Genomic DNA, 11,750 nt, shown 5'->3' with positions numbered 1-11,750 from the left:
ACCCCGGCAGTCGGAACTGCCGGGGTCTTTGATCTTGCTTTGGCTGCCCAGAACCCGGTCAGGCCGCGCGCGACAGCAGAACCTCTTCGACGCGTTTCTGTGCCGCGCCCTCGTCCACACCGCTGACTGCAGCGACTTCGCGGGTCAGCCGATCAAGCGCGGCTTCGTAAAGCTGACGTTCGGAATAGGACTGTTCGCGCTGCTCGTCGTTGCGATGCAGGTCGCGCACGACCTCGGCGATCGACATCAGATCACCCGAATTGATCTTCTGATCGTATTCCTGCGCACGGCGCGACCACATCGCGCGCTTGACGCGGGCCTTGCCTTTCAGCGTTTCCAGCGCACGGGCGATCAGGTCGGGGGTGGACAGGCCACGCATCCCGATCTCGGAGGCGCGCGCGGTAGGTACGCGCAGGGTCATCTTGTCCTTGTCGAACGAGATGACAAACATCTCAAGCCGCAGCCCCGCGACCTCTTGCTCTTCGATGGACACGATCCTGCCCACGCCATGGGCGGGATAGACGACGAAATCATCAGGGCGAAATTCGTTTTTCTTGGTCTTGGACATATGGCTTCCTCTAGGTGGTGCCTTTTCAAGGGCACAAAAGACCGCAAGCGGCGGTTGCCACCTTCGGTCCATCTTGATCTGTTATTTGCTTCTTGCCCGGCAGAGGGCAGGAAGTGGCAGTTTGGGCGCACATCTGAAGGGCCTCTGACTCCCATCAGACGCGAATGTGAATTGAACATAACATAAATAAGGCGCCAAAAAAAGCACCGTGAAATGCAGGGCGCAGCCGCACTGAACGAGGTGTTCCTGCTTTCCGATCAAAACCTTAGCTGCTCAGCCAAACCCACATCACGGCAATGTGGGCGCGAATCGCCCCGATATTGCCCTGCGATGCAAGCGGCCTTATCAGCCCTGGAAGGCCCGAAGGCCCCCGTCAATCACCCTCGCCCGGCGCTTCGGAGAAATACTTGTCCAGCTTGCCGTCGACGCCATCCATCTCTTCAGCAGTCGGAAGAGGATCCTTCTTCTGCGTGATGACGGGCCACTGCTCGGAATATTTGCGGTTGAACTCGACCCATTTTTCCATGTCCGGTTCGGTGTCCGGGCGGATCGCGTCGGCCGGGCACTCGGGTTCGCACACGCCGCAATCGATGCATTCATCGGGATGGATGACCAGCGTGTTCTCGCCTTCGTAGAAGCAGTCCACCGGGCAGACTTCCACGCAATCGGTGTATTTGCACATGATGCAATTGTCGGTGACGACATAGGTCATTGCACGCTCCCTTCGGGTCCGTCGCGCTAGTTACGCCCGGCATTCGGATCATTCAAGTCCGTGGCTGCCGAAAAGACCTGCGTTCCGACGTGCCCGATATTGCGCAACCCGCGTTCGCGTTCGCGCACCGGGCGGCGAACATCGTCCCCGCCTGCGCAGTCAGCGGCTTTCCGAAGTATCGCCCATCTCGTCATACAGCATTCGTGCCTCGGAAGCAGGGCCGCGCCTGCCTGAAAGCGCGACGATGCGCAGGCTGTGAACATGGCCATGGGCCGAGACAACCAGAAGATCCCCAGGGCGGACGACGCGACCGGGCTTGCGGCAGGGCTGACCGTTCAGCCTGACCCCGCCGCCTTCGATTCGGTCGGCTGCCAGACCGCGCGACCTGAACAGTCGCGCGTAGAACAGCCATTTATCCAGCCGCAATGCGTCGGGATCGTCCGTCACTTCTTGTCTTTAAGTGCCGCCAGAACCGCGAACGGGCTGTCGGGATCGGCCTTCTTTTCAGGGCGCGCCGTATAGGTCTTTGGACCGCTGTGCTGCGGCTTGCCGCCCTTTTTCGGTCCCTTGCCGCGAGGCTTGCCGCCATCGCGCGCCGACTTGTTTCCGGGCTCGCCGCGCGATTCCTGTCCGCCCGCACCGTCCCTGCGCGGTCCGCCGCCGCGACGACCCTGGCCGTCACCTTGCGGACGGCGATTCGCCCGAGGCTTGGGCGCCCAACGAAAGGTATAGAACACCTCGATCTCGGGGGCCGTCTCTTCGGGTTGGGGCGTCTCGCCGGCGGCTTCGGCTTCGGCACGACGTTTCTCGGCCTGTTCGGCCTCCCATCTGGCGCGAGTCTCGGCGGCCAGAACGCTTTCCTCTTCGGTCAACGGCGCGTCCGAGCCTTCGCCCTCGGGCGCAGGCGGCGGTGCCACGGGCTCGACGGTCTTCAGCTTTTCACGCTCGCCCTTCTCGGCGGCGTATCCCAGCCCCTGCATCAGGGCCGCGAACTGTTCCAACGTCATGCCGGTGATCGACAGCATGTCAGGATTGGCCTCGAAGCCGCCGCGCGTATCCTGCGCGCGCAGCAGGTCAGCCAGACGTTCCAGCATGTCGATCCGGATCGCCCGTTCACCCGCGGGACGATAGCCGGACAATGTGTAATAGCCGTCCGGCACCTCGGCGATATGCGGGATCGTGACAAGCCCGGGCGGCGGGCTTTCGGGAAATTCGTCCAGCCCCTCGGCCAGCGACCACAGGACCAGCCGCAACCGTGTCGGCGCAGGTTTCAGCAGGGCCGGCATGAAGATGGTGAACTGTCCAAAGCGGACGCCATGCTTGCGCAGCGCGCCGCGCGCTTCCTGGTCCAGTTCCTTGACCTCGGTCGCGACACCATCGCGCGGCAGCACACCTAGCGCCTCGATGATCCGGAAGGCGAATCCCTTGGCCAGCCCGTTCAGAGCTTCATCCTTCTGCATCGCGATCAGCGGTTCGAACAGCGCGGCAACCTTGCGGTCGATGAAATGCTGCAGGCGACGCTTGACCTTCTCGGCGATCTCTTCGCCGGCCTCGTCATCGACAAAGACCTGAACGCCGGTGTGCAGCGCATCAGGTCCCCGCACCAGCTTGCCGATCGCCGAGTCACCCCACATGAGGCCACCCTGTTCGGTGAAATCCAGTTCGGTGTCCGGCGCGTTGTAGAAACGGTCCGCACGCAGATGAAACTCGGGCTTCAACGCCTCGTAGCTGGCGCGGTTCAGCGTCTTCGCCTCGTCCGCCGATCCGGTCTGGTCGGGGCGAAAGCGGAAACCTTCCAGACGACCGGCGAACTCGCCCTCGACCGTCACCTCGCCCTTGTCATTCACTTCGGCCACAAGGCTCTCCTTCTGCTTGAGCCGGCGCAGCAGCACGGATGTGCGCCGGTCCACAAATCTTTGCGTCAACGCGGCGTGCAGCGCGTCCGACAGGCGGTCTTCTACCGCGCGCGTCTCGCCGCGCCAATGTTTTTCGTCCTCGACCCAGCCGGTTCGTTGCGCGACATAGGTCCATGTGCGGATATACGCCAGACGTTTCGACAACGCATCGATATCGCCATGGGTCCTGTCGATTCTCTGTACCGCGCGGGCAAGCCAGTCGGACGGGATCGTGCCCTCTTGCAGGAAACCGAAGATGCGCGACAGCAGGCCGGTATGCTCGGTCGGCGAAATACCCCGGAAATCAGGCACTCGGCAGACATCCCACAGAAGGCGGACATCCTTGCCTCCCTGCACCTTGTCGCGGATCTCGGGCATGTCACGAAGCGATTTCAGGGCATGCAGATCGTCGGCCTCGCGCCCGCGCGACAACAATTCATGTCCCGAGGCGGTTTCCAGCGACTGCACCAACCGGTCCATCGTGCCGAATTCAAGCGCCGCGTTGCGCCACATCAAACGGCTGATCGGCTGGAAACGATGATTCTCGATGGCCTCGACCAATCCGTCCTCCAATGGACGGGCCTCGCCGGTCACACCGAAGGTGCCGGGTTCGGTGTGGCGTCCGGCACGCCCGGCGATCTGACCCAGTTCATGGGGAAACAGCGCGCGCACCCGACGACCGTCGAACTTGTGCGTGGCGCTGAAGGCGACATGGCGGATGTCCAGGTTCAGCCCCATGCCGATCGCGTCGGTCGCGACAAGATAATCGACCTCGCCCGCTTGGTACATCGCCACCTGAGCGTTCCGCGTCCGCGGCGACAGCGCCCCCATGACGACCGCGCAGCCGCCCTTCTGGCGGCGGATCAGTTCGGCCATGGCATAGACGTCATCGACGCTGAAGCCGACAATGGCCGACCGTGCCGGCATCCGCGACAGTTTCTTGGACCCCGACCAGGTCAGGGTCGAGAACCTTTCACGCCGCTGGAACTGGACCCCGGGCACCAGCGCGGCAATCGCCGGGCGCATCGTGTCGCTGCCCAGAAACAGTGTCTCGTGCAGCCCGCGCATATGCAGCAACCGGTCGGTGAAGACGTGACCGCGTTCGGGATCGGCACAAAGCTGGATCTCGTCGATGGCGACGAAATCTGCGCCGATCTCGGGCATCGCCTCGGTCGTGGCGACCCAGTACTGCACCCGTTCGGGAACGATCCGTTCTTCGCCCGTGACCAGCGCCACGACCGACGGCCCGCGCGCCTTGACGATCCGATCGTAAACCTCGCGCGCAAGCAGGCGCAGCGGCAATCCGATCACCCCTGTCCGGTGCGCCAGCATCCGTTCGATCGCGTAATGGGTCTTGCCGGTATTGGTCGGGCCAAGCACGGCGGTCACCCGGCCCCTGTCGTGAATGCTCATGGATCAGATCTCGGTGCCCTGGTCTTCGCGTTCCAGACGTTCGACCGCGTCGATGGCTTCCTGTTGATGCGGATGGATCGAAAGGCTTTCACGATAGGCTTTCAGCGCAGCTTCGCTGTCGCCGATCTCTTCCAGCATTGCGCCAAGCTGGGTCAGAGCGGCAAAGTGGCGCGGTTCAAGCTGCAACGCGCGGGCAAGGTCGGACACCGCCGGGCCGAACTGACCGGCGGTCGCATAGGCCGCCGCGCGCAACTGCCAACCGGCGGCGAAATCCGGGGCGTGATCGGTCAGCGCAGTCAGATGCCCGATGGCAGCGGGCAGATCACCCTGATCCAGCGCCTCTTCGCCACGTTTGTAAAGCAGATCCATCGCCGCCGATCCGGATTTGGACCATTCGCGCAGGATGTCAGATTCGGCGATACGCCACGCTTCCCCCTCGGGTTGGGCAAGCTGTTCGAACAGCGCGTCCATATCCGCATCGTTCTGGGCGACGGCGGGCGAGGCCAGTGCGATGGCTGTTGCGAAAAAGAACAAAATCGTAAGAACTCGGACACGGGTTGCCGCGACGACGGGGTGGTAATGATGACGTTCCGGGCGCATAACCTTGGTGTAACCCAGCCCGCATGGCGGGCGCCAGCCAAAGCGCGACAAAGAGGACCCAGATGAGCAAAGTTGTGAACGCCGCCGTGGAAAAGCTGAACGAAAAGATCGGCAGCTTCGGATCGACCGCGAAATTCGTCATCGAGGATGAAGGAGCGATCATGATCGACGAGAACGGCGCCCGCGCAGGCGACGAAGAGGCCGAGGTGACGCTGTTCGCCAGCCGCGACACGTTCGAGGGGATCCTTGACGGCAGCGTGAACCCCGCCACCGCGTTCATGACCGGCAAGCTGAAGATCGACGGCAACATGGGCACGGCGATGCAACTGGGTCAGGCCCTGTCGTAAGCGAATCGCATTGGAAGACACGGCTCCTTTCCATCAGCTGCCGGGCGACGAAAGCCGCCCGGCGAACGCCCTTTGGGTCACGGCCGAGGACGGGATCCGGCTGCGGCTGGCCCTTTGGCGGTCCGAGGCGGAACCGCTTCGCGGCAGTGTCCTGCTGTTTCCCGGCCGTACGGAATATGTCGAGAAATATGCCCGCGTCGCGGAACGGCTGAACCGCGCGGGATACGACGTGCTGGCGATCGACTGGCGCGGTCAGGGCATGTCCGACCGACTTCAGGTCGATCCAAGGCCGGGCCATGTCCGCGAATTTTCGGACTATCAGCTTGATGTCGTCGAAATGGTGATGGCGGCGACCGATCTGGGATTGCCGCAGCCCTGGCATCTGTTGGGACATTCCATGGGTGGCTGCATCGGGCTGGCGGCCCTGCATGGCGATCTGCCCGTGGCCAGCGCAGTATTCTCGGCCCCGATGTGGGGGATCAACCTGCGACAGATGCCGCATGGGATCGCGCTTGGTGTGGCCTATCTGGCTGGAAGGCTGGGTCATGGCGGGCGTTCGGCGCCCGGCAGCGGCGCCCACGGCACCTATCTGGTGGACGAGGCATTCGGCCCCAATCTGCTGACCAACGATGTCGATGAATGGTGCCGGATGCTGCGCGAGGCCGCCGCATGGCCCAAGCTGACCATCGGCGGCGCCAGCTATAACTGGGTTGCAAGGGCCCTGAATGAATGTTCGCGCCTCGCGCGCATGGAGTCACCCGATCTGCCGATGACGGTTTCGCTTGGCACGCGCGAACAGATCGTTTCGGGCGCGGCCATCCGCGACCGCGTCGCACGTTGGCCGGGCTCACGCCTGCTGGAGGTGGACGGCGCGCGGCACGAGGTGATGATGGAGGGCGAAGAACTGCGAGAACAGTTCTTCCACGCCGCCCTGACGCAATTCGGCCAGGTCTGAGCGCGCGGGGACGCATCCTGGTCCCCGTCGGCGGCCGGCGCCGGAAGCTGCTTCAGACGTCCTTGGCCGGGGCGGTCGGACCCTTCGGCTCTGCCGGATCCACCGGCTTGATCGGGCGGCCCGCAGCCACCGTTTCGGCAGAGCGCAGCCTGACACGCTTGATCCGGCGAGGATCGGCATCGACCACCTCGAACTCAACCCCGGATTCGTGCGAGATCACCTCGCCCCGCAGCGGAACACGGCCGGTCAGCATGAAGATCAGCCCGCCAAGCGTATCGACCTCTTCGCCCTCGTCCTCGCTGGCAAGCTTCAGGCCGGTTTCGGCCTCGACCTCGTTCAGCGGGGCGCGCGCCTGGATCAGCCACTGACCGGGCTTTTCATTGACCCAAAGCCCGCCTTCGTCCTCGTCATGCTCGTCCTCGATCTCGCCGATGACCTGTTCGATCAGGTCCTCGATCGTGACCAGCCCATCGACGCCTCCATATTCGTCGATCACCAACGCCATATGGGTGCGTTTCTGTTGCATCTGCTGCAGCAATACCCCGATGGGCATGGATGGCGGCACATACAACATCGGTCGCAGCATCGGGCGCAGCGTGAACTTGCCGCCCTGCCCGAACCCATGCTTCAAAGCCAGATCCTTCAGATGGATCAACCCCAGCGGGCTGTCGAGGGTGCCGCGAAACACCGGGATCCGCGAAAAACCGTGCTCGCGAAACATCTCGACCAGATCGTCAAGCGTGACGTTCAGGGGCGCCGCGATGATCTCGACCTTCGGGATGGCCACGTCGTCCACGCGCATCCGACGCAGATTGACCATGCCGGGCGCAGGCGATGCCACCGGTCGCTGTTCGTCCGCGTCCTGTTCCTCATCTTCATCCGATCCTGTCAGGGCATCGAAGAAACGTCCGAAAAATCCGCGTGAACTGGGCAAATCACGGCCATCGCCTCCGACGCCATCGGCCGGACCGGCGGCGTCGTCACCAAGGGACGTTTCGGGTAATCGTGGCTCGGAGTTCATCAGACCTTCTCGTGATAGGGATCGGGAATATGCAGCGATTTCAGAATCGAACGCTCGGCGGCTTCCATGGTTTCCGCATCGGCATCGTTCTGATGATCATAGCCCAGAAGATGCAGTGTCGCATGGACAAGCAGATGGACAACGTGATCTGCGAAGGGTTTTTCCTGCGCCCGCGCCTCGGCGTCGCAGGTGTCGAAGGCGATGGCGATGTCGCCCAGTTCTTCCTCGTCCGGCAGTTCCGGACGCGCGCCGGGATCGCGCGGAAGATGTTCGACCGACGGCCAGGACAGCACATTGGTGGCCTTCGGCTTGCCCCGGAAATCAGCATTCAGCGCGGCGATGCGGGCATCGTCGCAGCCCATGACCACGACTTCGCCGCCGATGCCATGCCAGCCAAGCGCCGCAGATATGGCGCGGCTGGCCAGATCTTCAAGGCCGACGGTTTCCCATCGGTCGTCCTCGATGACGCAGTCGCTGGTGATCTCGTCAGGCATCGTCTCGTCGTATCGCACGCCGCGGCGCATAGCCCCCGCGCGTCCCCTCGGTTTCGCCGCGCGCAAGGGCCGCGGCATCCTCGGCGTCATAGGCGTCAATGATCCGCGCGACAAGCGGATGGCGCACCACGTCCCTGGCAGTGAAATAGCTGAAGCTGATCCCCTTGACGCCGTCAAGGATGCGCTCGGCGTCGACCAGTCCCGACTGCATGCCGCGCGGCAGGTCGATCTGGCTGCGGTCGCCGGTGATCACCATGCGCGATCCCTCGCCAAGGCGGGTCAGGAACATCTTCATCTGCATCTGCGTGGCGTTCTGCGCCTCGTCCAGAACCACGAAGGCGTTGGCAAGCGTGCGGCCGCGCATGAAGGCCAGCGGTGCGATCTCGATCCGCTTTTCCTCGATCAGCTTCTGCATCTGCTTGCCGGGCAGGAAATCGTTCAGAGCGTCATAGAGCGGCTGCATGTAGGGATCGACTTTTTCCTTCATGTCGCCGGGCAGAAAGCCCAGTCGTTCTCCGGCCTCGACCGCCGGTCGCGACAGGATGATCTTGTCCACATGGCCGTTGATCAGCATTGTTACGCCGACCGCGACGGCCAGATAGGTCTTGCCGGTCCCCGCCGGACCGATGCCGAAGGCCAGTTCGTTCTCGAACAGCGCCCGGACATAGGTTTTCTGCGCATCGGTGCGAGGCTCGACGGATTTCTTGCGGGTGCGCAGCTCGTAGTTCCCGGCACCGAACATCTCGATCTGTTCGGCGGGGCTGGTTTCCGAGGTGCTGTCGATGCCCATGCGAAGCGCGGCCTCGATCTCGGGCAGGCCGACGGGTTTGCCCTGTTCCAGGCGCGCATAAAGACCGCGCAGCAACTGGCTTGCCTCGGCCTGGGCCTCGGGTCCTCCGACGACCGCAAGCTGGTTGCCCCGGCGCAGGATATGAATGCCAAGCGCCTCCTCGATCCGGGCGAGATGCCGGTCGTTGGCACCGCACAGATCGATCAGCAACCTGTTGTCGGGGAATTCCAGCAGGGTTTCGGCGGGATGGGTCGCGACGGGTGGCGTTGGGGTCAGGCCCAAAATATTCTCCAACTCAGTCCTATGTGTCCATGGTGGCGATCCAAGGGGATTCGCACAAGATCCAGTCGCGCGATTGCACCGCATTCCTGCCGGCGAGTGCGGCAAAATTACGGCAGCGGGACGACATCTGCCACCTTGGCTGGCAAACACCTCGCGTCATGTCGTTTCCTTTCCCAGAAATCCGGCCAGCGGCGGCGCATCGTCCATGTCGGCCACGGCACCCTGCCATGCGATGGAACCGTCCTGCAACAACGCCACGCGATCCCCGATCGCCCGCACCGAATCCATGTCATGGGTGATCGTGATGGCCGTCGCGCCGGTCTCTTCGACGATGCCGCGGATCAGGCCGTTGATCCTGCGGGCGCGGATCGGATCCAGTCCGGTCGTCGGCTCGTCGAAGAAGATGACCTGCGGATCATCTGCGATGGCACGGGCCAGACCCGCCCGCTTGGCCATACCGCCCGACAACTGGGCAGGCATCATGTCGGCGGTTTCAGGCCCAAGACCGACGCGCGCAAGCTTCTTGATGGCAATGCCGCGCGCCTTCTGGTCAGACATGCGCTGCCGCAACCGAAAGCCGACATTCTGCCAGACCGGCAGGCTGTCGAACAGCGCGGCGCCCTGAAACAGCATGCCGAAGCTGTCCAGAAACCGCGGCCGCGCATGGCGATCCAGCGGTCTCCCCTGCCACAAGATCAGCCCATTGTCCGGCGCTTCGAGGCCCAGGATACATTTCAGCAGAACCGACTTGCCGGTGCCGGACTGCCCGATGACGCACAGGCTTTCGCCCTGTCCGACCTGCAGATCGACCCCGTCCAGAACGGTTCTGGTGCCAAAGGATTTTCGCAGACCCTCGATCCGTATCATTCGAAGAACAGCCCGGTCAGGATGAAGTTCGCAGCTAGTATTCCCACCGCCGCAGCCACCACCGCAGATTTCGTCGCCCGTCCGACCCCTTCGGCGCCACGGCCCGAGGCCATGCCGTACCAGCATCCGCTGACCGCCACGATCAGTCCGAAGGCGGCGCCCTTGATCAGGCCCGAAATCACGTCCCAGCTTTCAAGATAGGCCCAGCTATTGGCCAGATAGGCCGCCGAATTGAACCCCAGCGATTGCGTGCCCACCAGCCAACCGCCCATGATGCCGATGATGTCACCCACGCCCACAAGGACCGGCACGGTCAGCATCGCGGCCCACAGGCGCGGCGTGACCAGCCAGCCTATCGGATCGGTGGACAGCGTTACCAGCGCGTCGATCTGTTCGGTCACTTTCATGGTGCCGATCTCGGCCGCGATGGAACTGGCCACGCGCGCGGCCACCATCAAGCCGCCCAGAACCGGTCCAAGTTCGCGCACCATGCCGATGGCGACGATGGCCGGTACCACGTCACTTGCCTGAAACCGCGCACCGCCCGAATGGATCTGCAACGCCAGCGCGGCGCCGGTGAACAGCGCGGTCAGCGCCACGACCGGCAATGACAGCCAGCCGATCTGAAAGATCTGCGCCGCCAGCAGACGCGGACGGAACGGGCGCAGATGGAACAGCCCGCGCAGCGTGAACAGCGCGACCGCGCCGACCCCGCGCAGGCCGCGCAGCGTGGCGCGACCGGACAGCCGGACAGGGTTCACAGATAGACCCGTTCATAGCGCTGCCGCAGCGCCGTCAAGATCTCGTAGCCGATGGTACCGGCATGATCGGCCAGCTTGTCGATGGGTTGTTCCGGGCAGATCAGATCAAGATGATCCGGCACAGTCCGAAGGTCGGTGACATCCGCCGTCACAAGATCCATCGAAACGCGCCCCACGATCGGGCAGGCAATGCCATCGGCATACAGGCTTGCCCCGCTGGACGACAGCGCACGCAGGATGCCGTCTGCATATCCCGCCGCAACCGTCGCGATGCGTCGCGGCGCAGTGGCGGTCCATGTCGCGCCATAGCCCACGAACTCGTCCGGCGCGACAGGACGGGTCTGGATCACCGGCAGCGACAGCCGGACGACCTGCTGCGCATCGGCAAAGGGCATCCCGCCATACAGGCCGACGCCCGGCCGCACGAGGTCGAAGTGATAGTCGGGGCCCAAAAGGATGCCGCCCGTCGCCGCAAGCGAACGTGGGACGTCGCACCCATCTGTCATGGCCCGGAACGCAGCCAGCTGAGCGGCATTGGCCGGGTGATCGGGTTCATCCGCGCAGGCCAGATGCGACATGACGAAATCGGGGCCGGCGTCCATCACCTCGGCGCGGATCGCGGCCCATTCCGCGGCCTCCATCCCCAGCCTGTTCATGCCGCTGTCCAACTGGATCGCGAAACGCGCGCCGGGTCGCATCGTGCGGTCGCGAAAGAACTGTTCGGCACTGTTCAGCACCGGCACCAGCCCGTCCAGATCGGCCCCCGGCATATGTCCCGACAGCACGTTGATCGTCGCATCATCGGGAAGATGCGGGCGGATCGCCCTGCCCTCTTTCGCCAGCGCGACGAAGAAGTCGCGCGCACCGGCCTGATACAGAGCGGGCACGATCCGGGACGCACCAAGACCATATCCGTCAGCTTTGACGACGGCCGCCGCGCGAGCCCCCGGCGCCTTGGCCGCCAGCGCCTTCCAGTTGGCCACGATGGCCGCGATATCGATCTGCAAACCCATCGGGATGGCTTGCCCCCGGCCCCGCGCAAGGT

At 63.8% G+C, this 11,750-nt stretch carries 13 protein-coding genes; 2 read left to right on the top strand and 11 right to left on the bottom strand.

Annotated features, from left to right (window positions below; all coding sequences use genetic code 11):
• Positions 1-58: 58 nt before the first annotated feature.
• The 5 genes from J7359_RS06810 to J7359_RS06790 all read right to left on the bottom strand — a co-directional run bounded on the left by J7359_RS06810 (position 59) and on the right by J7359_RS06790 (position 5,122).
• On the bottom strand, positions 59-568 hold the full coding sequence (locus J7359_RS06810) for a CarD family transcriptional regulator (protein ID WP_209055877.1): 510 nt from the start codon (positions 566-568) through the stop codon (positions 59-61).
• A 373-nt stretch (positions 569-941) separates the two neighbouring features.
• Positions 942-1,280 (bottom strand): ferredoxin FdxA, encoded by a 339-nt coding sequence (gene fdxA, locus J7359_RS06805; protein ID WP_209055876.1) that lies wholly within the window; start codon positions 1,278-1,280, stop codon positions 942-944.
• Between the two features lie 159 nt (positions 1,281-1,439).
• Positions 1,440-1,727: an RNA-binding S4 domain-containing protein gene (locus J7359_RS06800; RefSeq protein WP_209055875.1), complete on the bottom strand. Its 288-nt coding sequence runs from the start codon at positions 1,725-1,727 to the stop codon at positions 1,440-1,442.
• Complete coding sequence (locus J7359_RS06795; protein WP_247740228.1) at positions 1,724-4,588, bottom strand: helicase-related protein; 2,865 nt, start codon at positions 4,586-4,588, stop codon at positions 1,724-1,726. Before J7359_RS06795 ends, J7359_RS06800 begins: the two co-directional genes overlap by 4 nt.
• A 3-nt stretch (positions 4,589-4,591) precedes the next feature.
• Positions 4,592-5,122, bottom strand: coding sequence for a hypothetical protein (locus J7359_RS06790; protein WP_247740227.1), 531 nt, complete (start codon positions 5,120-5,122; stop codon positions 4,592-4,594).
• Positions 5,123-5,250: 128 nt separating this feature from the next.
• On the opposite strand from J7359_RS06790, the gene J7359_RS06785 reads away from it, so the two are divergent.
• Complete coding sequence (locus tag J7359_RS06785) at positions 5,251-5,535, top strand: SCP2 sterol-binding domain-containing protein (RefSeq protein WP_209055874.1); 285 nt, start codon at positions 5,251-5,253, stop codon at positions 5,533-5,535.
• 10 nt (positions 5,536-5,545) lie between these two features.
• Entirely contained in the window at positions 5,546-6,490 is a 945-nt protein-coding gene (locus tag J7359_RS06780; protein WP_209055873.1) for an alpha/beta hydrolase, read from the top strand.
• A gap of 52 nt (positions 6,491-6,542) precedes the next feature.
• Here J7359_RS06780 and J7359_RS06775 read toward each other — a convergent pair whose 3' ends face one another.
• From J7359_RS06775 to alr, 6 genes are all read right to left on the bottom strand, one after another.
• Complete coding sequence (locus tag J7359_RS06775; RefSeq protein WP_209055872.1) at positions 6,543-7,511, bottom strand: hemolysin family protein; 969 nt, start codon at positions 7,509-7,511, stop codon at positions 6,543-6,545.
• Positions 7,511-8,005: an rRNA maturation RNase YbeY gene (gene ybeY, locus J7359_RS06770; RefSeq protein WP_209055871.1), complete on the bottom strand. Its 495-nt coding sequence runs from the start codon at positions 8,003-8,005 to the stop codon at positions 7,511-7,513. Before ybeY ends, J7359_RS06775 begins: the two co-directional genes overlap by 1 nt.
• Positions 7,998-9,077, bottom strand: coding sequence for a PhoH family protein (locus J7359_RS06765; protein WP_209055870.1), 1,080 nt, complete (start codon positions 9,075-9,077; stop codon positions 7,998-8,000). The genes ybeY and J7359_RS06765 overlap by 8 nt, the downstream gene beginning before the upstream one ends.
• Before the next feature lie 156 nt (positions 9,078-9,233).
• Entirely contained in the window at positions 9,234-9,944 is a 711-nt protein-coding gene (locus J7359_RS06760; RefSeq protein WP_209055869.1) for an ATP-binding cassette domain-containing protein, read from the bottom strand.
• Positions 9,941-10,705 carry an ABC transporter permease gene (locus J7359_RS06755; protein ID WP_209055868.1) on the bottom strand — a complete coding sequence of 255 codons (765 nt, stop codon included), beginning with the start codon at positions 10,703-10,705 and terminating at the stop codon, positions 9,941-9,943. Before J7359_RS06755 ends, J7359_RS06760 begins: the two co-directional genes overlap by 4 nt.
• Positions 10,702-11,718 carry an alanine racemase gene (gene alr / locus J7359_RS06750; RefSeq protein ID WP_209055867.1) on the bottom strand — a complete coding sequence of 339 codons (1,017 nt, stop codon included), beginning with the start codon at positions 11,716-11,718 and terminating at the stop codon, positions 10,702-10,704. Before alr ends, J7359_RS06755 begins: the two co-directional genes overlap by 4 nt.
• Positions 11,719-11,750: the final 32 nt, after the last annotated feature.

Origin of the sequence: Paracoccus sp. R12_2 (assembly GCF_017744015.1) — a bacterium.
Classification (GTDB): domain Bacteria; phylum Pseudomonadota; class Alphaproteobacteria; order Rhodobacterales; family Rhodobacteraceae; genus Paracoccus.
This window is presented reverse-complemented; position numbering and strand designations above follow the sequence as displayed.

What these genes read in the sequence shown, in the direction of transcription:
- fdxA (WP_209055876.1), bottom strand. Translation starts at nt 1,280, where the DNA reads ATGACCTATGTCGTCACCGACAATTGCATCATGTGCAAATACACCGAT.
- J7359_RS06810 (WP_209055877.1), bottom strand. Translation starts at nt 568, where the DNA reads ATGTCCAAGACCAAGAAAAACGAATTTCGCCCTGATGATTTCGTCGTC.
- J7359_RS06785 (WP_209055874.1), top strand. Translation starts at nt 5,251, where the DNA reads ATGAGCAAAGTTGTGAACGCCGCCGTGGAAAAGCTGAACGAAAAGATC.
- ybeY (WP_209055871.1), bottom strand. Translation starts at nt 8,005, where the DNA reads ATGCCTGACGAGATCACCAGCGACTGCGTCATCGAGGACGACCGATGG.
- J7359_RS06760 (WP_209055869.1), bottom strand. Translation starts at nt 9,944, where the DNA reads ATGATACGGATCGAGGGTCTGCGAAAATCCTTTGGCACCAGAACCGTT.
- J7359_RS06775 (WP_209055872.1), bottom strand. Translation starts at nt 7,511, where the DNA reads ATGAACTCCGAGCCACGATTACCCGAAACGTCCCTTGGTGACGACGCC.
- J7359_RS06795 (WP_247740228.1), bottom strand. Translation starts at nt 4,588, where the DNA reads ATGAGCATTCACGACAGGGGCCGGGTGACCGCCGTGCTTGGCCCGACC.
- alr (WP_209055867.1), bottom strand. Translation starts at nt 11,718, where the DNA reads ATGGGTTTGCAGATCGATATCGCGGCCATCGTGGCCAACTGGAAGGCG.